13 protein-coding genes are annotated in these 20,880 nt (G+C 57.5%); 6 read left to right on the top strand and 7 right to left on the bottom strand.

Translation table 11 applies throughout. The features are described 5' to 3' along the window. Positions 1-531 precede the first annotated feature (531 nt). The 4 genes from RISK_RS22770 to RISK_RS22785 are packed head-to-tail and all read left to right on the top strand — an operon-like array spanning position 532 to position 12,669. Positions 532-9,339, top strand: coding sequence for a type I polyketide synthase (locus tag RISK_RS22770; protein ID WP_047816571.1), 8,808 nt, complete (start codon positions 532-534; stop codon positions 9,337-9,339). A gap of 3 nt (positions 9,340-9,342) precedes the next feature. Next, on the top strand, positions 9,343-10,530 hold the full coding sequence (locus tag RISK_RS22775) for an aromatic ring-hydroxylating oxygenase subunit alpha (RefSeq protein WP_047816572.1): 1,188 nt from the start codon (positions 9,343-9,345) through the stop codon (positions 10,528-10,530). Next, positions 10,523-11,320, top strand: a complete 798-nt coding sequence (locus RISK_RS22780) for an SDR family oxidoreductase (RefSeq protein WP_236696592.1) — start codon at positions 10,523-10,525, stop codon at positions 11,318-11,320. Before RISK_RS22775 ends, RISK_RS22780 begins: the two co-directional genes overlap by 8 nt. A gap of 59 nt (positions 11,321-11,379) precedes the next feature. After that, positions 11,380-12,669 (top strand): hypothetical protein, encoded by a 1,290-nt coding sequence (locus tag RISK_RS22785; RefSeq protein WP_047816574.1) that lies wholly within the window; start codon positions 11,380-11,382, stop codon positions 12,667-12,669. 136 nt (positions 12,670-12,805) lie between these two features. On the opposite strand, the gene RISK_RS33415 is transcribed toward RISK_RS22785, so the two are convergent. The 3 genes from RISK_RS33415 to RISK_RS22805 all read right to left on the bottom strand — a co-directional run bounded on the left by RISK_RS33415 (position 12,806) and on the right by RISK_RS22805 (position 16,447). Next, on the bottom strand, positions 12,806-13,234 hold the full coding sequence (locus RISK_RS33415) for an RNA recognition motif domain-containing protein (protein WP_047816575.1): 429 nt from the start codon (positions 13,232-13,234) through the stop codon (positions 12,806-12,808). Between the two features lie 287 nt (positions 13,235-13,521). Then, positions 13,522-14,979 (bottom strand): protoporphyrinogen oxidase, encoded by a 1,458-nt coding sequence (gene hemG, locus RISK_RS22800; RefSeq protein WP_047816577.1) that lies wholly within the window; start codon positions 14,977-14,979, stop codon positions 13,522-13,524. Between the two features lie 13 nt (positions 14,980-14,992). After that, positions 14,993-16,447 carry a hypothetical protein gene (locus RISK_RS22805; protein ID WP_047816578.1) on the bottom strand — a complete coding sequence of 485 codons (1,455 nt, stop codon included), beginning with the start codon at positions 16,445-16,447 and terminating at the stop codon, positions 14,993-14,995. A 174-nt stretch (positions 16,448-16,621) separates the two neighbouring features. Between RISK_RS22805 and RISK_RS22810 the strand changes: the two genes are divergently transcribed. Beyond that, on the top strand, positions 16,622-17,596 hold the full coding sequence (locus RISK_RS22810; protein ID WP_047816579.1) for a ferredoxin--NADP reductase: 975 nt from the start codon (positions 16,622-16,624) through the stop codon (positions 17,594-17,596). Between the two features lie 71 nt (positions 17,597-17,667). Further along, complete coding sequence (locus RISK_RS22815) at positions 17,668-18,957, top strand: glucose-1-phosphate adenylyltransferase (protein WP_047816580.1); 1,290 nt, start codon at positions 17,668-17,670, stop codon at positions 18,955-18,957. A 512-nt stretch (positions 18,958-19,469) separates the two neighbouring features. On the opposite strand, the gene RISK_RS22820 is transcribed toward RISK_RS22815, so the two are convergent. The 4 genes from RISK_RS22820 to rpsI form a co-directional block, all read right to left on the bottom strand. Further along, positions 19,470-20,006 carry a 3-hydroxyacyl-ACP dehydratase FabZ family protein gene (locus tag RISK_RS22820; protein ID WP_047816581.1) on the bottom strand — a complete coding sequence of 179 codons (537 nt, stop codon included), beginning with the start codon at positions 20,004-20,006 and terminating at the stop codon, positions 19,470-19,472. A 2-nt stretch (positions 20,007-20,008) separates the two neighbouring features. Further along, complete coding sequence (locus RISK_RS33695) at positions 20,009-20,107, bottom strand: 50S ribosomal protein bL37 (RefSeq protein ID WP_390173962.1); 99 nt, start codon at positions 20,105-20,107, stop codon at positions 20,009-20,011. Positions 20,108-20,193: 86 nt separating this feature from the next. Further along, complete coding sequence (gene infA / locus RISK_RS22825) at positions 20,194-20,415, bottom strand: translation initiation factor IF-1 (RefSeq protein WP_007328023.1); 222 nt, start codon at positions 20,413-20,415, stop codon at positions 20,194-20,196. A 12-nt stretch (positions 20,416-20,427) separates the two neighbouring features. Further along, positions 20,428-20,841 carry a 30S ribosomal protein S9 gene (gene rpsI / locus RISK_RS22830; protein ID WP_047816582.1) on the bottom strand — a complete coding sequence of 138 codons (414 nt, stop codon included), beginning with the start codon at positions 20,839-20,841 and terminating at the stop codon, positions 20,428-20,430. Positions 20,842-20,880 lie beyond the last annotated feature (39 nt).

Here is a 20,880-nt window from a genome sequence, read left to right on the forward strand (position 1 = left end):
GGATTGGGCGTCGAATGCATGATCGCAGGTCTAGCTGAGAGAGGAAATCAGGAGCAGAGCAAAGCCGAATCAATCTTGGATGTTCGAGTGAACATGCTTCCATGGGTCTCAATCAAACTAGTCTCTTTGGGTGGGGCAGCCAAACCAGAAACCTGTTTTCAACGTGAATTTCGTGATTTAGCGAAGTGGACAGATTGGTGCGGCTGACGTGAATTGGCACTGCGGTGAACCGAAGAGCCGATGTTTTGAGGGCGGCAGGATGTCGGGCACGGACGAGTTTGGCGGGCTTGGATTCTCGATGACGCGTTGGGAAGAGGTCGCCGGTGTCAGGAGTCACGGCAGCAACGATCGCCACAATCCACTCAGCCCGCGTGATCCGATTGATTCGGATTTTTGGTTTTGGGTCATGAGGCAACGCCATCTTTTTGTGTCACGACATTTGCACCGGGGATTCGGTGAATAGACTTGGGCACTACGAAACATTTGTTCTTCAGCCATTTGAGGGCGTGCTAACACCGCCCTGCTTTCAGCATGTCCGACTCAGCCTATCGACGAATGCCCTTGATCACGGGAGCCAGCGGAATGCTCGGTTCTTATGTGGTGGCTGAGTTATTGCGGGGCCGGACGGAATGCGCGGTCTTGGTACGAGCGAAGGGCAAGCTCACCGCCGAGCAACGGATGGAGCAAATCCTCGGTCGATTCGAGAATGCTTGGCAAGTGTCTCTGCCACGTCCAAAGATTTTGGAAGGCGATTTGAACCGAGACGATTTGGGTTTGAAGGAGGAGTCGTGCGAGTGGGTGCGGGCCAACTGCGATCGAATTTTACACAGTGCAGCGAGCCTGAGTTTTCTGCCGGCTGACCCGCAGGGCGACAACGAGCCCTACCGAACCAACGTCGACGGTACCCGGAACGTCGTGGCGTTTTGCCAGAAGGTTGGAATCTCGCAGTTCCACCATGTCTCCACCGCGTACGTTTGCGGCAAGCGATCGGGACGCGTGAAGGAAAGCGAAGGAACGGTCGGCCAATCGTTTGCCAACGATTACGAACGCAGCAAGCTGATTGCGGAAGGGATCGTTCGCGAATCATTCGGCGAGTCGAGTCTCACGGTTTATCGGCCCTCGATCGTGATCGATCGAACGGGGTTGTCGCCGGTATCAGGCGATCGAACGATCTACGGTGCATTCTCGATGTACCAAATGTTGGCGTCGCGATTTGGTTTGCCCGAAGATGGGCAGTGGTTTCGCGACCTGGGGTTTTCAGGAAGCGAACGCAAGAACATTGTGGACGTGGACTGGATCGCACGAGCCATTTGCAAGGTGATGAGCACGCCTCGATTGCATGGCCGGACGTATCATCTGACCACACGCGAGGGCACGGCAATCCAGTCCTTGGACGCGGCATTTCATTCTGCGACGACGAAGTGGTTGCAGACTCGAAAACCAGATCGGCTGAAACGACCGCGGCAACTCAGCAGCGCATCGATTGGGGCAGGCAGCGAACGGCAAGAGTTGGATCAAATGGCTGGTCCGTTTGTAAAAACGTTTTTGCCATACTTTCGAGACGATCCCATCTTTGATCGTGCAAACATCGATGACGTGATTGCAACAACGCACTTGGACGACACGCCTGAGATCGGCAGTGAGGAACTGTTGCAGATGATCGGGAACTGGTCGGCCGTTCCATCGAAAGCACCCAAGGTGGCGAAACCGGCTTCCGCGACGGGGCAACCCAAGGCGAAACCAGCAACAGTCCAGCAAGGTGGCGATCCTGATGACTGCGTGATTTGTGGTTTTGAGGTTCGTTTGCCGGGCGGCGTTGATAGCGCACAAGCGTTCGAGGAGATGCTGTTTGAAGGTCGTTCGGTGATCGCGCCGATGCCGGAAGATCGCTTGAACCGCGAGTTGTACTTCGAGAATCAAAAAGGCGTTCCAGGAAAGACGTACACGCAACTTGGTGGCTGTGTTTCACCTGAACCATTGGATGTTGCGGTTGAGCAGGCGATTGGGTCGCTCGGGGTATTTGATCTGACGCATCGGCAGTTTGCTCAGGTCGCGGTGGCGGCGCTCAAGGCAGCTTCGGGGACATGCCGTTTGTCGTCCGCCTCGGCACTGCATCGCACATCCGATCGTTCGCTCGCAGTTGATCCCGTTCGGGCTGGCGTTTTTGTTGGGCACAGTGGTGGAACTGAGTTGGGCGGTCCGCTTGCCATGGCGACGATGGCAGACACGACGATGGAGTTGGTTGACCAAGTTCCTTCGCTGCAATCCGTCGATTCTGATTCGAGAAAACAGGTCAAAGCATCGATTTCATCCGCCATTCGTCAAGATCGGCCGCGGTATGAACCGGGGCATTCACCGGCTTTCAACGCCTATTCGGCGGCTTCTTTGGCCGCGCGACTGATGGGATTTGAAGGCCGTCGCGAGGTGATCGATGCGGCGTGTTCGTCGTCTCTGTTGGCGCTGCAGCATGCGGCGTCCGCCATCGAAGCGAACCGGTTGGATTTGGCGGTTGTCGGTGGCGCAACGTTCAACAACGTCGACAACTTGGCGTTGTTCTCGCAGTCAGGTGCGTGCAGCGAAACGGGATCGTTCCCGTTCGACAATCGTGCCAGCGGGTTGATCAGCAGCGAAGGTTACGTGGCCGTCGTTGTGGCTCGACGAAGCGTTGCGGAGGCCAATGGGCTGCCCGTCCTGGCGACGTTGCGAGGTGTGGGTGTCGCGTCGGATGGCAAAGGCAAAGGTCTGTGGGCGCCGCGAAGCGAAGGTCAACAAACGGCGATGCGACGCGCCGTTGATTCGGATCCGCTCAACATTGATTACTTGGAGTGCCACGCCACCAGCACGCAAGTGGGCGACGCCACTGAACTGGAAAGTTTGACTTCGCTGTTGCGAGCCAACCAAAGTCAGCAGGGTGTGTTGCCGATCGGCAGCGTCAAAAGCAACCTGGGACACTTGTTGGAAGCGGCCGGTTTGGTCGGTGTGGTGAAGTGTTTGTTGGCGATGCGTCGCGGACAGATTCCACCATCGATCCATTTCGCTTTGCCAACCGAACGTCACGATTGGACTGACGCACCGGTTCGGATTGTTGACCGCGTGGAACCGTGGCAACAACGCACCTCCTCGGATGGTCGTGTGGCGGCGGTCAACGCGTTTGGTATCGGCGGATTGAATGCTCATGCGGTGATCGAAGAGAAGCCTTCGGTCCGCCATTCAACTTCTCAAACAAATCAAGAAGAGGAGCCGATCGCGATTGTGGGTCGTGGTGTGGTGTTGCCAGGTGCTGCGAATCTTCAAGCATTTCGAGAGTTGTTGCAGAGCGGTCGATCGGCAATCAGCGATCCGCCGGAAGGCCGATGGGTCGGCACTCGCAGCGGAGCTTGGCTTGGTGTGAACCCAGGCTCGGATCGATCGAGTTACACGACGCCACATTGCCGCGGCGGATACGTTCGGGATTTCAAGTTCGATGCTCAGTCGTATCGAATCCCGCCGAAAATGGTGGCCAATGCCAACCCGGCTCAGTTGATGCTGATCGAGGCGGTTCGACAGGCGATGGATGAGTTCGACGGCGGGCAATGGTCCGTTGATCGCGAGCGAGTCGGCGTGGTCGTTGGAACGATTTTTGGCGGCCAGTTCAGCAACGAGTTGCAAATTGGATTGCGGTTGCCTGAGATCACTCAGCACCTCCGCCGTAGCCTGGCATCGATGGGGTGGGATGATTCAAAAACAAATGTCGTTGCTGATGAGCTGCGAACGTTGACGCTTGAAAAGTACGGTGCTTTGCTGGATGAAACCGGCGGGTTCACGGCCAGCACGCTCGCATCGCGAATTGCGAGAACATTTGACTTGATGGGCGGGGCGTTTGCGGTCGATGCGGACGAAGCCTCCGGCGGGTTGGCGTTGATCACTGCGATGGAGCAGTTGCATGCCGGTGCGGTTGATTTGGCGTTGTGCGGTGTGACTCAACGGGGGATGGACTTGGTCGCCTTCGAGCAACTCGCACGCAAAGAGCAACTGTTGCCATCGGGCCGCCCGGAAGATTTGCCCGACGATGGATCCCAGATCATTCCTGGCGAGGGCGTGGCGGTTTTGACGCTTCAGCGTTTGTCCGATGCCAAGGCACAGGGGCGAACCATTTTGGGCGTGTTGTCCAAGCCGACCGAGGCTTTTTCGAGTGATGTGGTGGCGGCGCGAGCCGAATCGGCTCTTCGTTCCCGGATGCCAGGATTTATTTCTTCACAAAAGCTGGTCGGCCAAATCGGTCACTTGGGCGGCGGTCAGGGTATCATTCGTGCAATAGCGGCGACTTTGACGCCCAAGTTCAGCAGCGAGTCTTCTTCGAGCGTTTCAATTCCGATCGGAGAAGTTGCCGACGATGGATATCGGGTTAATTATAGTGTCTCCCCCCAAATGAACTATGAGCCGTCCACTTTGCCTACCGGCGAGACTCCTTTGATTTCGACCTCACTCGTATCCACGCCGCAGCCGACTTCTTCCGTGTCGACGCGATCGCTTGCCGACGCCTTGGTGAAGGAGTCGGGGCTTGGGTCGTCGGGAACGCTCGTTGTTCGTCTGCAGTGTGCGACCTTGGAAGGGTTGCGAGTTGCTCTGAGCGAGGTTGCCTCAGGAAAGTCGGCGAGCGAAAGCTGCGTGCCGGCGTTCACTTCCTCCTCTGTGACAGCCTGTCGAGCGGTCTTGTTGGGCAAAGACGACAGCGAGTTGTCAGCAGCGGCGTCAGCGGCAATTGCAGGGCCTATTCGTCAGCAAGTCTCCGGGGTTTTGGCGAAAAAGGATGGTTGGGTTTGGCTACCAAACGCTCGCTCCAGTGAGTGTGCCAGTCCACGTGTTGGTTGGTTGTTCCCGGGGCAAGGTTCGCAGTACTCGGCTGTTCCGGCTTGGTTGGACACCAATGATTCATCTGCCAGCCGGGCGTTCTTGGACGGTTTCGATCAACAGCTGAAATCGCTTGGTTTGCCTGTGGTCTCGGATCGTCTGCACGATCCCGACTCGCAACTCGGTCGTGATGTGTGGTGGACTCAGGCGTGGGTGTTGGCAGTTGGTTCGATGTTTGCGGATTCGTTGCTGCGTCGCGGATTGCGTCCCGATGTGGTGCTGGGGCACAGCTTTGGCGAATGCACCGCCGCTTGGTGCGCTGGCGTTGTGACCACTCGGCAAGCCATCGAGTTTGCCAAGTCGCGAAGCGATAGCGTGGTGATGACGACACGTGAACGAGGTGAATTGTTGTCGGTTCGTGGAGCGCCTTCGGCGGTCGACGCTGCTTTGCAGGGTTCCGAAATTCGCTACACCATTTCGCACCACAACTCACCGCAGCAAACCGTGATCGCTGGTGACCCCGAGCAGATGACGGCCGCGAAAAAGCAATTGGCGTCTGCTGGCATGGCGTCGGTGGTGATTCCTGTGCCGGCTGCATTTCACACTCCCGAGATGATGCCAGCTCAAGAAATGCTGCGAGCTCGATTCACGGGCCAGAACGCGCGTCCGCCACGATTCGCGTTTTTGTCGGCGGTGTCGAATCGGTATTTGGCCGAGCCATCTGAGATCGTTGACAATTTGGTCACGCAGTTGACGCGTCCGGTGTGCTTCAGCGGTGCGACGGAGCGTTTGGTTCACGATGGTTGCGAGTTACTGGTTGAAGTCGGCCCCAACAACGTGCTGACTCGATTGGCCACCGCAACGGTTGCTCCGCACGTGCTCTGCATGTCGGCGGATGACCGCGGTCGCGATCCAAATCGTCAGCGACAATTGATCGAGTTGGCGTACGAGTCACTTGGTCAATCCACCCGTGCATCGAGTGAATCGGTTTCCAAAGCAAGCGCCTCCGTGGTGTCGTCACAAACTCATGTCCATCAGCCGAGCACGCTGACGGCGTCGCGGCCAGCATTCGAAGTCGTCGATGTCACCCGGCGGAGTCGACGTCAGCAGGAAGTCTCGCAGGAAGAGCCCCGTTCGGCATCTGCGCAGGACTCGGGCGTCAAGGCATCCTCTGCCGTCGCGGAATCCGTGACCGTTCATTCGGTCGGTAAGAACGGAAGTGATCATCGCAACGGAATGCAAAATGGCGATGTGGTTTCCAGTCCAATGCAGCCGATGGCAACGGTCACCACCGCGGCGAATCCTGTTGCCGACACCGGCATGCGAGAACGTCTGCAGTCCGCTCGATCGTTCTTGTTTGACCTCGTGGTCGATTTGACGGGGTACGACCCAGAGGTGATCGAGTTCGACGCGGACTTGGAAGCCGAGCTGGGTGTCGACAGCATCAAGAAGGCTCAGCTGATCGGTGAAATCGTTCAGTGGGGCAACTTGGAAGTCGACACGCAGTCCATGCGGTTGGCTCAGTTCGCTTCGCTCGACGACATCCTGCAACTGGTCGGTGATCCAGCAGGACTCGAAGACACCGAGTTGGTCTCCGCTCCAATCGATGCACGCGGGCACAACGACCAGCCCGAATCCAATCCCACAGAGGACTTCAACACCACCGCCGAATCGTTGCAACGGTTGATGATCGACTTGGTCGTGGATCAAACCGGTTACGACGAAGACATCATCGACATGGACGCGGATTTGGAAGGCGAGCTTGGGATCGACAGCATCAAGCGAGCTCAGTTGCTGGGCGAGCTGGAACAGCAGTACGAGTTGCAATCGCTTCGCGAGTCGAACTTGAAGCTGTCGGATTTTCCGACGTTGACTTCGATCCACGCGTTTGTGATGGAGCAGATTGGTCAGCCTGCGGACGAAAAAAAAAACGCCTCGCTGAATCTCAGTTCTGACTCATCCGAAGTGACGTCTCAGGCACCCGCCTCGGGGACCCATCGTTTCGTGATGCGAACGAAATCGGCACCGCGACGCGACGGGATGCCAGCGATGCGTCCACTGAACGGGGCCGCGCTGATTCTTGGCAACAATTCGGTCGCCGATGCAATCGCGAATCGGTGTCAAATGGCAGGTGTCCCGGTTCATCGCATCGCAGCTCAGCTGACTTTGACTGAACTCGATGCCGAACTGGATCGCGTCTGGTCTGTTGATGCCACGCCGCACCTTTTTCTGACCACGCCGCACGACGATGCGGCTTGTTGGACAACGTTGGACGCGGCGAGTTGGAAGCGGCGTCAATCCGATGCGCTCGCGATTCCCTATCGCGTTTGTCAGCGTTGGATGCAGCGAACGATCGATGAAGACCGGATGGCTCAGGCGTCGTTGGTCTCCACCTTGAAGATGGGAGGAGGGTTTGGTTTCGACGCGATGTCGGAATTGGCTCAGTCTTCCAAGCTGATTCATGGTCGTTCAGCCGAGTCCGGCGGATTGGCTGGTTTGACCAAAGCGATGTTGATCGAGGCCTGGATGCGTGGTTACCGCGACACGCCGATGTTGATCATTGATCAGATCGAGGCTGCGAGCCCGGATGAGTTGGCCGAGGGCGTGTTTCGTGAGTTAGCCGTTCCGTCCTACGACGAGGAAGTCGCGGTCGCCGGTGAGAAACGATTGGCAACGGAAGCTCGCTACTCTCCGCTCGATGTTTCATCGCAGATGCCTCAGGTCACCCCCGGCGGCACTTGGATCGTTGCCGGCGGAGGTCGTGGGATCACGGCAATGACGGCGATGGCATTGGCCGAACGTCACGGGTTGAAACTGCATTTACTGGGGATGGCCCCGGTGCCACACATCGACCCGTCCGTGCGGGAACATGCTCAGCGAGATCGAGCGGACTTGCGCCGATCCGAGATGGCGCGCATTCAGCGAGAAGGCGGCAACCCCGTCAAGACTTGGCGGCAATTCGAAAAGGCCATTGAGATTGACCTCACGCTTGAGGAGTGTCGCGAACGTTCGATTGAGGCCACCTATCACAGCGTCAATGTTTCGGACTTCGAAGCGGTGGCGGAGGTTGTTGCCAAAATCCGCAGCATGGACGGTCCTATCCGGGGTGTGATTCAGGGTGCCGGTTCCGGCCAAGATGCGCGGTTTGATCGCAAGCGACCCGATAAAGTGGCGCAGTGTTTTTCCGCCAAAATCGATGGCACGATCGCGTTGGCATCGGCGACGCAGAACGATCCATTGGAATGGTTCATCGGCTACGGTTCGATCAGCGGACGTTTCGGTGCCAATGGGCACACGGACTATTCCGCTGCCAACGAGATGCTTGCCAAGTTGATCGGTCGATTGCGACAGCAGCGTCCCGAGACGCGATGCGTGACCTTTCACTGGCACGCTTGGGGCGACGTTGGGATGGCGACCAAGCCTGAAGCCAAGTTGGCGCTCGATATGATTGGCATGGAATTCATGCCGGCCGAAGAGGGTCTGCAGCACTTTTTGAACGAAGTCGAGCACGGTGGGGAGGAGGCCGAGGTGCTGATCACGGACCGCCGTTATGTTCGCAAATTCTTCCCCGCCGAATCGTCGCGAGCGGGGAACACGTTGCCCGGTCCCTCGCCCATGATCGATCCGACGGAACGCATGCCAGCGACAGCGCAAGATTCCTTCGCGGTGACATTGGACCCCGAACGCGATCTGTTTTTGAAGCACCACTTGGTCAACGGACGTCCCACGTTGCCGTTCGTGATGGCGATCGAACTGCTGGCCGAATCGGCTCGCTGGGGCACCGATCACAAGGTCGTGCGTTGCCGTGAGGTTTCGGCCACCATGCCGCTCAAGTTCATGACAGACGACGCGATCGCGGTGGAGTTGTTGCGAGATCCGTCGGTGCCGGGCCGTTGGTCATTGGTCAGCGATTTGCGTCGCCGAGATGGTCGATTGGTCCAAGCTCAACGCCCGCATTTTGCAGCGACGATCGAGTTGGGTGACGACAGTGTTCCTGTTGTGTCGCCTGGCAACGACGAGATGCTCGAGTCTGCGGTGGAATACGCCAGCGAGCAGGCGCCGATCTATCACGGTCCATCGCTTCAGTGTTTGCGGTCGATCGGATTCGGGAATGCCGACGCCGGTTTGTCAGGTGGAGATCCCGCGAAACGACCTCGTGCGGTCGGGACCATCGTCGCGCCCAGTCCCGCTCACTTGGCAGGCGAGGCTCGTCCGTTGTTGGGATGGGTTTTGTCGCCAGCCACGATGGATGCGGTCTTGTACGCGGCGGGCATGCTCGCTTACCGGGTTGCTGATCGGCCGAGTTTGCCAATCTCCTTTGATTCCATCGAAATCGGTCGCTTGCCTGATCCCGGCGAGCCATTGAAAGTTCACGTGCAGTGGGAAGGTGAGACCACCACGGGTTCTTCTGGCGGTTCCGACGGCGGCATGATGTCGGCGGTTTTGGTGGGTCAGAATCAGGAACTGATCTTGCGAATCGGTGGCTATCGAATCGGTTGGCTTCGCTAAGCCATGTATCACGCCACGAATTCGCAGCCGGCATTGTTGCCGTCGAACTGGTACACCGATCCATCGATTCATGATCGCGAGCGGATTGCGCTGCGTCAGGCAGGGTGGCAATTGGTCACAACCACGACCGAGCTATCGAAGCCCGGCGACTACCAAGCGCTGGACCGATTGGGCGTGCCGCTGATCGTTCGCAATCACGACGGCGAATTGGTGGCTCTGCGAAACGTGTGTGCGCATCGGCAGTGCCAATTGGTGACGGAAGGCGGCGGCCACGCGAAAGAGTTGAAGTGCCCTTACCACGGTTGGCAGTACGGCGGTGATGGACGCACTCGCAAGATTCCTGCCGCCAAGAATTTTCCGCACTTCGATCGGGAGCTCTATCGGTTGGGGAGTTTTCCGGTACGAGTGGTTGGCCAGTTGGTCTTCGTGAATCTGTCTGGTGGAGCCAGTCAGGGAGCGGATGAATCGGATCTCGCGACGCTCGGCGACGATGATTGGGTGAGCGACTTCGCAGCGAACACGGATGCGACGTCGTGGAGGCAAGTTCTGCAAGAGGAACTGGAGTATCCCTGTGATTGGAAAATTCCGATTGAAGGTTCGCTCGAGAGCTATCATCTCAGTGAGGTTCACTCGCAAACGTTTGGCAGCGATCCAGGTGAAAGCGAGAGCACGCATGAGTTGATGGCGTGGGGAACTCGATTCCGCACGGATGCCCGAGACGATTCCTTTTTAGCTCGGATGGAGGAACGTGTGATGCGTTGGATGGTCGGAGAATTCGGGCCTCATTATCAGCATGTGCATGTGTTCCCAAATATCATGGCTTCGTTCACAGACACGATGAGTTTGGTCTATCAGATCACTCCCATCGGAATATCAACCAGCAAAATGACGGTGTTCGGATTCACGCGTCGCCCCAAACGCTCGGGCGTTGTCGGGAAGATGGTTGCGAACGGATTGGGACGCAGCGCCGCATCGATGGCTCGAAAGGTGTTGGCCGAAGATGCAGCGATCTTTCCACGGGTTCAGGCCGGAATGGATTCAGCCGGCGCGGCCGGGATGAACGAGAAGGCAAGTCGGATCTTTGGACGCTGTGAAGAGAGGCTGCATGCCTTTCATGTGCACTGGAACGCATCGATGAAGGCTGAGAGCATGAAGTCAAACAAAGATTCGTTGGAAGATCATCATGAATGAGGGATCAGGATCAAGTATGAAACCATTGGCGGATTTAGTTGGCAAGCGAGCGCTCGTTACCGGCGCCAGTCGTGGCATTGGCCGTGCGATTGCGTTGGAGCTGGCCGCTCGAGGTGCTTGCGTTGCGATCAACTTTTTGAAGTCCGAGGAACAAGCGGTCCAAGTCGCGACGGAAATTGCTGACTCAGGCGGAACGGTGATGTTGGTGCGAGCCGACGTCTCATCGAAAGAAGACGTGGAAGCGATGGTGGAGAGCGTCTCGCAGAAATGGGGCGGATTGGACATTGTGGTCAGCAATGCTGCGGCCGGCGGTTTTCGCGATTTGAATGACCTGACGCCCGTCAACTTCGAAGCGGTGCTTCGCAGCAATTCGGCCCCTGTGGTGTGGTTGGCTCAGGCGGCATGGAAGCATTTGGCGGCCGGGGATTCGCACGGGAAGTTGGTCGCAGTCAGCAGTCACGGTTCCAATTGGGCCGTGCCTCACTACGGGGCCATCGGTGCATCGAAGGCGGCACTCGAAGCTTTGGTGCGTCACCTCGCACTTGAGTTTGGAGACCGTGGGATCAACTTCAATTGCGTGTTGCCGGGCATCATTGCCACGGATGCCATCGCCAGCATGCCGGGTTCCGAGGGGCTGATCGAAGCAGCGAGCGAGCGAATGATGGTCGGCAAACGCCGCTTGTGCGAACAAGACGTGTCGTCCGTGGTGGCATTTCTGTGCGGCGAAGGAAGTGATTTGATTCAAGGGCAAACGCTCGTGATCGACGGTGGCGTCAGCATTCGCGTGTGATGCGAAGGTGGACCCAAACAAGTTTTCATGACAGATGTTTTTAGGCGATTGGGAGTCCGATGATTGACCCATTGATTCTTCGACGAGCGACGATCGCTCTCGTGATCCTGTTGGCAGGAATGGTTGCGTGGCAGGTGGTGAAGTCCACGTCTGAGCAGCCTGCTGCGAGCAAGGAGCGTGAGCCGAACGTGCCTGAACTGAACCTTGGTAGTTTTGCGCAGCCGTCCTTCTCTTCGAAGTCAGAAGACGCAGCTGACGATGCACGCGGCGAACTGACCCTTCGTGTTGGCAAAATTGGATCTGCGCCGCGCCGCGATGAGATCACGGTGTTGAAATCATTGCCGGACTCGGAACGTGAATGGACGCGTGCCTACACAATGGCGAAAGCCAACGCTTGTCGGATCGTTGCTCCGGGGGCATCCGTCTCAGCGCCGCTGTCGATGGCTCGCACCGGCCAGCACGGTGAGTTGGGGCGATTGTCTGCGATCACGATTGGTTTGGAGATGGCGTCGCAAGGCCGTCAGAAATTGCCCGCCGTCACTCGTCAGCAGGTGGACCAGTACTTCGAGGATCATCGTTTGTCGGTCCAGCCGCAGATGTTTTACGACGAGCAAAAACGCGTTTACTTTGGCACCGATTGCGCGGCAGCATTCTTCGAAATTGAACGTCCCGGTTACACCATCGAGCCGGAGCCGATGATCAATGTGGCGGTCAGTCGATTTCGGACGCTGGGGATTGTTGGCATGCCGGAGGATTCTGGCGTGTTGCTGGGGCGGACGTTGGCATTGATGTTCGCATTCGAGAAGAGCGATGACACGGTGTCTGGAGTCGCCGATGGCGGTCGTCAGGCGTTGGAGTTGATGCTCTTGCATTTGCCTCCGGAATCCACCGCGGATGACTTCAAGATTGAGGTCTATATCACCAGCGATGAGCGAGCCAGTTTGCATCGGTTGGACTTGGGAAACGAGGCGGTCAATTCGCCGCTCCCGACGATCTCATCGGAGGTTCGTTTCGACAAGATGATTTTGATGGGGATGTACCCTGCGGAACCCGTGGTCACCAAGATTCACTTCCGATCGGCCGGCATCCTGTCGATGGAAATGATCACTCGGCTTTCGCGAGGCACGAGTGAACGCACAGCGATGAGTCTGACGGAGATCTTGGATGAGTTTGGGAAGCTCTCGATGCAGTCGCCCATCGACACTTCGCCGAAGTACGAAGACGCGGAAGTGGCCGAAGCGGCTCGCCGGAAGTACGAACGTTTGCGGGCGATGCGGGAAGAGGTGTCGCGGGATGACGAAATCTCGATGCCATCCATGCGTCCGTTGATGACCGGCTTGGATGACTGAGCGACTTCGGAGGTGACAGTTCGAATCAGCGGGCGATGGCGCACGCGCGAAAGCGGAGTGGGCGCAAAAAAACGGAAGCCAATCTGATATCAGACTGGCTTCCGCTCATGCATATGATTCGTCGTAGGTTTCGGGCTCAGCGATCGCCGCGGCCACCGTAGCCGCCACCACCGCCGCCGCCGTATCCACCACCACCGCCGCCGCCGTAGCCACCGCCACCGCCGCGGTTGCCACCGCCACCGCCGTAACCACCGCCGCCGCTGCGACCGCCGCCACCACCGTAGCCTCCACCACCGCCGCCGCCGCCACCACTGCGTGGCTCGCGAGGTCGAGCTTCATTGACCGTCACACCACGGCCATCAATTTCATGACCGTTCAGGTTTTCGATCGCGTCCTTGGCGCCTTCGGCATCCGCCATTTCGACGAAGGCAAATCCGCGACTACGTCCTGTCTCTCGATCCATGATGATGTTCACAGCTGACACTTCGCCATACTGTTCGAACGCGCCACGGAGTTCTTCTTCGGTGGCCTTGAACGAGAGGTTCCCGACATAAATGTTCGTCACTTATCTGATACCCTGCAAACCGTCACCAACGAGGCAAGATGCCTCTCGCATTCGGGCTCGTTTCACTGGAAAACGCTTCCAAAACAAACCAACCAACCCAAATGTGGTGCTCAACTGACTGCGCAGCGTGAACCATCCCGATACCCCAGTCAATCCCATCTTTTTGCCCCTCCCTCGGAATTCACGAAACAGTTCGAGAGCTCTCAAAACGGTTTCCACTGGGGTTTTGGACGGATCGCAATCCTTTCGCATCCCTCGGATTCCGCCGCAAACCCGAAGTCTTGATCTCACTTCAGGATACGTTCCGCAGTCCGTTTGGATGCTGCGATGACCGGGGCGATCCCAACGCCGCCTAGTGCATTTGTGTTCAGGTGCAAGCCTGGGAGGGATTCGATTGCGGTTCGAATCTGCTGGGCTTTGTCCAAGTGGCCGACCTCGTACTGTGGCATCGCATTGTTCCAACGCACCACTTGCACCACCGCAGCGATGTCCTTGAGTGGCTGAGTTTGGTCCAGTCCGATCAGGTCACCCAGTTCGGCTCGAACGATCTCGGTGATCTCGTCGTCACTGTGTTCCAGGATTTCGGGTTGCAGCATGCCGCCGACAAACGCCCGCACAATCACGTAGTCATCGGGAGCGCGCTGGGGAAATTTGGTGCTCGCGAAACTGCCTGCCAGGACGCGGCGGTTCTCTTTGGGAGGGACCACAAACCCAAACGTGGTTGGGAAACGTTGGATGCAATCTCGCCGAACTGCCATGACCACAATCGCCGTGGAAGCAAATGGAATTGAGCGAAGCGTGGACGCGGCTTCATCGCTGAGTGGTTGCAGTAGGTTCGCCGCGATGTGCGCGGGCGTTGAAACAACCACTTGATCAAACTCTTGGGGTGATGGGCTGTTGTCGACGGATTCGATCTCCAATCGATAGCGACGATCCGCAAGCGGGACGATCGAGCGAACGGCCGTGTTCAAGCGAATGTTCTCACGCCCAGTGAAATCGGCGAGCGTGTCGATCCATTGCTTCATGCCATTGGGAAACGCTCGAAACTTCTCGTAGCGAGCGCCACTGCTGGCTTGCTCGGTGGAGTCCTCCCCGGTTCGGATCCGTCGCAACGTTGCCTTGGCAAGCGAACCGTCGTTGGTCTCCATGTCCCAGATCGGTTTCATCGTTGCCGCCATGCTGAGGCGATCGACATCGGCGGTGTAGATGCCAGCGACCAAGGGCGCGACGATGTTGTCGAGGCATTCTTCGCCGAGTCGACGACGGACAAACGATCCCACGCTCTCGTCGGTCACGCTGTCATCGCGGCGAGGAATCAAACGTTCTCGCAGCAAGCGAAATTTGCCTGAGAGGCTCAGCAGCGATGTCGTCAGCATCGACCCAAGTTTGGTCGGACGCATCAACACAAAGCCTTCCGGGATCGGAATCAACTGATTGCCTCGAGCGATCATGGCACCGCGACCGAGCGGATTGGGACGCAGGAGCTGATCCGCAACGCCGAGTTGTTCGCAAAGATCAATCGCTGCCGGCGGTGCGGTCGCAAACATGTCCGCCCCATGATCGATCACAAAGGTGCGGCCCTGGTCGTCGGTCAGCGTCTCGGTGTGAATCACACCTCCGAGTCGCTCAGCGGCTTCAAAGAGTGTGATTTGGGGAAGAGGCTTGTTCTGCTTTTGAGCTAGCAAACGCAGGTGAGCGGCGGTGGACAATCCTGACAGTCCGCCACCGATGATCGCAATTTTCATCGATTCATTGGGCTCATTGATTCATCGGTTCCATGCCGTAGCTCGGACCGCTTTGGTCCATGCTTCCGTCTTCCATCATGGGTTCGCCGTAGCTGGGGTCCATGCCCATGTTCATGTCGTCGTACCCAGGTTCGCCGCTGCCGTAACCAGAGTTGCCGTAGCCTGACATCCCGTTCTGGTTTCGACCACCGCCCATGTTCGCCATGGCGCTGAACATGCTGATCATGGGCTGGACGGTTGCGATCATTTGTTCAGAAGCTTCGTGGAAGGCGGTGGCGTCGGCCGCGGATTCGAGCGGCTGCAAGAACGTCTCGAACATTTGAGTGGATTGCTGAATGGTGCTCGACGCCATCGGATTCATGCTGCCGGAGTTTTGAGCCAATTCGGCCATGCTGGTTCCTCCGTCAGCCATCGCTTCGAGCTTCTGCGTTTGTTCTTCCACCCACTTCGGGAAGTGATCCGCCAAGGCTTTGGGAATCCAGTAGCCCTCCACTCGAACCATTTCATGCGTTGGGCCGCGGTTGGGACGCCGTTGGCCGGGTTGTTGGCTGCCTGAACCGGCACGCTGGATTGTCGCGGTGTCCTCTTGGAAACTGGCGACTTCCCACTGAGGGTCCGAAGAGGCAAAGGCCTGAGTCAGTTGGCGGAAGTAAGGAGCCACTGATTCGCTTCGATCCCGGACCCAATTGGTGAATCCCTTTTGCCGGATGTTGTCAGGTGTCATCGCATCGTCTGCCAAGCCCGAACGAAGCGCATTGGCAATCGGCAGGATCAATTCGTCAAACGCTTCATTGAAGGCGCTGGGAGAATTGGGATCGCCCGAGGCCAATCGGGGATGCGATTGAATCCAATTTTGGCGAGTCACGATCAGGTCGACCAAACGGTACAGACGCTCGTTGCCTTGGTTCCATTCGTTGGCATCGATCTTTTGCATTGCCAGATCAACCAGTTGATCGAGCTCGCTGCGGAACGAGGGGGGCAGCGCGTCAACGACAACGGCCAAATGTCCTTCGCGAATTTGGGATTGGATCTGTTCGATCGCTTCGTCGATGGGCAGATTGGGAGCCAGCGGTTGGTACGCGGGCGGCGCTGGTGGCGTGGGCAGTGGATCCGGAGCGGCGGCGGATTCCGCGTCAGCGACTTGGCGAAGTTCTTCGCTCAGCGATTGGCGTTGTTCCTTCAATCGAGTCGCGATCTCTTCCGCCTGAATCCGACTTTCGGCGATCAGCGATTTCATCGGAACGCTGACTCGTTGTCCGCTGGACATCAGCAGGATGACGTTGTCGTTCCACAGCCCCACCATCTGGGCTTGGATGGTGCGATTGCCTGTGAGGCTGGTCCAGTTTTCCGCAGGCAAACTCGACGGCGTCCCCAGCGTGATGCCAAAGGCGACCGAGAGGCCAATTGTGATTGATCGGATCGAGAGTCGATGCGGAAGTTGCCGAAAGAAGACTTGGCGATCAAACATGATCGGAGGTCCGAATGATAAGGTGAGGCGGTGAAGTCGCGAAGTCGAGACGGACGAACTCAGTCGTGGTGGTTGCGATGTGAACACTGCCACGCCGCCCGACCCCATCCACTATAGTAACTCAGGCGGGCGGGGTCGCCGACGTGAAAAAGGCATCTGGGAGTTGAAAACGAAATGGATGAACAGGGCTACCCGGACGAGGAAGAGAGGCAGCGGCTTCGCGAGCAGCATTACAACGCGACGATCGTCAAACGGATGGACCTGACCGAGGATCTGGCTCGGTATCGGATCCAGTGCGACGAGCCGGTGATGCCATTTGAACCCGGGCAGTATGTCGCCATCGGGCTGGGGAACTGGGAACCTCGACTGCGAGGCACTCAGGCCGAGGACGTCCCTGTTAAAAAGTCGCGGAAACTGGTGCGCCGAGCGTATTCGATTTCATGTCCGATGCTGCATGATGCCGACTCGCCAAAGGCGGGAGAACTGGCGCCGGTCGATCAGATCGACTACCTGGAGTTCTACATCACATTGGTCCGCCACGGAGCGACCTCTGCGAGCAAGCCGCCGGCACTCACGCCGCGACTATTTGGCAAGGGAGAAGGCGACCGAATTTGTGTCGAACGGAAAATCACGGGACGATATCTGTTGGGGGACATTCCCCTGAACGAGAACGTCTTGATGCTCGGAACCGGCACGGGGGAGGCACCTCACAATGCGATGGCGACCACGTTGTTGTCACGCGGGCATCTCGGGAAAATCGTCATCGCAACCAGCGTCCGCTACTGCTCCGATATCGCCTACCAAAGCGAGCACGACGAGTTGATGCGTCGATTCCCGAACTATTGCTACCTGCCGCTGACGACTCGCGAACCCAAGAATTTAGAACCCGACCGACCGGACTACGTCGGAAAACAGTATCTGCAAACGATGTTCACCTCTGGCAAGTTGGCCGAGCTTGTCGGTGATCCGCTCGCTCCCACCAACACGCACGTGTTCTTGTGTGGCAACCCAGACATGATCGGCTATGTGCCGCCCGGCGGTGAGATTCCCGATCAGCCCGGAATGCTGCCTTTGCTGAGAGCCGCCGGTTTTCATGATGCCACAGAAACACCTGGTCCCGGCACCATTCGATTCGAAAAGTATTGGTAAGCTAGCTCGTTCCGAAGCAAACGTTCCCGTTTACCGACCATTCACACTAACTAGCACGTCATCCCACGAGAGTGATCATGGAATTGAACAATACAATCGCGTTGATTCTTGGCGGTGGCCGCGGAACACGATTGTTCCCGCTCACAAAGATCCGCGCCAAACCCGCGGTGCCGTTGGCCGCCAAGTACCGGTTGATTGACATTCCGATCAGCAACTGCATCAACAGCGGGCTGAATCGCGCGTATGTGTTGACTCAGTTCTTGTCAGAGAGTCTTCACCGTCACCTTCGTCAGACGTACACCTTCGACCACTTCAGCGGTGGCTTCGTCGAGTTGCTCGCCGCTCAACAGACGGTCAACTCCGGCACCGATTGGTACCAAGGCACCGCCGACGCAGTTCGCAAGAACCTGGTGCACCTGCGTGAAAGTTGGATCAAACACGTGCTGATCCTGTCGGGCGATCAACTGTACCGAATGGACTTCCGTGACATGATGCGTACTCACATCGAGTCGGGAGCGGCCGCGACGATCGCTGGCATTCCGGTGACACGGAAAGACGCCTCGGCATTGGGAATCATGCAGGTGGACGACACCGGTCGCGTGACGGGATTTGTCGAAAAACCCCAAACAGAGGAAGAAATCGCCAAGGTCCGCATGGAACCGAGCTGGATTGATGCTCGCGGGATTGAGAGCCAAGGTCGGGATTTGCTGGCCAGCATGGGGCTGTACATCTTCGACAAAGACCTGATGGTCGACATGCTCGAAAACAGCCTGCACAGCGACTTCGGAAAGGAAGTCTTCCCGGAAGCGATCAACACCCACAAGGTTCAGTTGCACCTGTTTGACGGGTACTGGGAAGACATCGGAACGATTCGTTCGTTCTACGAAGCCAACCTCTCGTTGGCCGGCAAGAATCCCCCGTTTGACATTCGCAATCGTCATGCACCGATCTACAGCCGGCCACGATTCTTGCCGCCAACCATCATGGGCGACGCAAAGATCACTGGCAGTTTGATCGCGGATGGTTGTCTCATTGGCGACAACGTCACGATCGAAAACAGCGTGATCGGTCTGCGAACCGTGATCGGTGACAACGTGACGATCAAAGACAGCGTTGTGATGGGAGCCGACTTCATCGAAATGCAAGATGCCGACTGCGGTGGCAAATTGCCTGTCGGTGTTGGTGCTGGCAGCGTGATTCAGGGTGCCATTCTCGACAAGAACTGTCGCGTCGGCGAGAACGTTCGGATCCTGAACGAAGCCAAAATCGATCACCAGGGAGAGGATGATGACCTGCAAATTCGCGAGGGAATCAGCATTGTGATCAAGGACGGCCAGATTCCAAACGGGTTCAACTGCTAAGCACGTCGGCAGGAATGATCAGGCAAACCCATGTGAGCCGTTTGGGCGTTAGCCCCGGTTGTACGTGGGGACAGTTGCGTTTGCCATAACAGTCCAAATGCCAACAGACTGCCGCCGACCTGCTTAGTCATTGCAGTGGTTGGTGGCTCGGCGGTTCGCCGCCGAGCTAGTTGGTGCCAGCTGAAGGCAATGGATCCAATGCTCAGCCCTCGCTACGCTCGACCCTCCCAGGGGGAGGGTGATGACAAGCGTCGGGCACCGCAAGACTTCAAAACGGCACGCCCGGCGAAGTTGGGAGGAGTCGGAAAGCGAGCGTTCAGCGCGCTTTCCGGTGGAGCGCCATATGCGCCGCTTCCCATGCCCGGCCCCTTCGGCCTCGCATACGCCTGAACGGCGTCGCTTGACCTTCCCAAAAACTTTGTTTCGGGAGAGCTTCTCAAATCCGGAACCCGTCAAGACGCAGCACCAGAAAACTGAACGACCTCGACTCAGGGAGGAAGCCCCGAGGCGGCTTAAGAGCCGGCGGATTCTTTGGAGACGCCAAGTTGCCGCGTGACGGCTTCAATTGGGATCGGGATCCCCCGCAAGCAGCCTTCCAGAACCAGGTCGGTGCCAACGACGCCTTGGAAACGGGCGACGATCATCCGGCCGCGACGGGCTTTTTCAAGCTTCACCATCACGATCAGGTTGTCACCGGGGGTCACGACCCCGCGAAAACGCACTTCATCCACGCCCCCGAAACCGACCATGGCTGCGCCGAGGAGGTCATGTTTTTGGGTGTAGTAGCTGGACAGTTGAGCGACGGCTTCCAGCATCACAACGCCGGGCATCAGCGGCATGCCAGGCATATGACCACGAACCCAGAACTCATTCTCTGTGATCGCTTTGTAAGCCGCGCAGGCATGCTGATCGAGATCCTCGTAAAGGATTGCGGTCAGTTGTTCCATCTCGTGCCGCTGCGGGTTGAACTCACGAATCGCTTCAATGTCGGCGATCGGTTTGTCAACGTCCAGCAGGGCCGGATCAAGGATGTATTCGCTACGTGCCACGATCAAGTCTTGATTTTTTTCCGCTTTGCCTTGCGTGCCTTCGCATTCGCAGGGCGTTTGCCGTGGTTGGCTTTCTTAGTTTTCCGGTGGGGCTTGGCCACTGTATCGGTCGCTATTTTTAGAGGAGAGACGTGTGAAAATGGCAAGCAAATCGGCGATTGAAACCGTCAGCCAACGGGACCATAGATCAGCGTTCGCGGTAAACGATGCGACCCTTGGTCAAATCGTATGGCGAAAGCTCCACGCGAACCTTGTCGCCTGGAACGATCCGGATGAAGTGCTTCCGCATTCGACCAGCAACGTGGGCCATGACCTCGTTGCCGGTTTCTAATTGCACACGAAAGCGAGTGTTGGCGAGGGCTTGTGTAACGGTGCCCTCGACTTCAAAAGCTTCTTCTTTCTTACCCAAAATTGAACCTTCTTAGCGTTTGCTAAACTGAACGCCACGGCGAGCACCACGAAGGCCTGGTTTCTTACGTTCCTTCATGCGTGAATCACGCGTCAGGAAGCTGCCTTCACGCATCGGGTCGTGCAATGCCTCGTCGTGGCTGCACAGAGCACGGGCCAGGCCCATGCGGACAGCGCCGGCTTGGCCGGTCATGCCGCCTCCCGAAACTCGAATCAGCAAGTCGACCGTTTCGGTCAAGCCAGCGGCTTCGAGGGGTTCAGTGATCGCGTAGCGATGTTGGTCGTTGACGAAGTAATCTTCGATCGACTTACCATTGATAGTGATTTTTCCGCTGCCTGGACGAACGCGTACTCGGGCAACACTGCTTTTTCGACGTCCTGTTCCCAGTGCGTCGCCGTTGATCTTGTCTTTTTTTACTGCAATCATGGATCAGACCCGCGTGATGCGGTCGGTGAGGGCATGTGG

The organism is Rhodopirellula islandica (assembly GCF_001027925.1).
Lineage (GTDB): Bacteria > Planctomycetota > Planctomycetia > Pirellulales > Pirellulaceae > Rhodopirellula > Rhodopirellula islandica.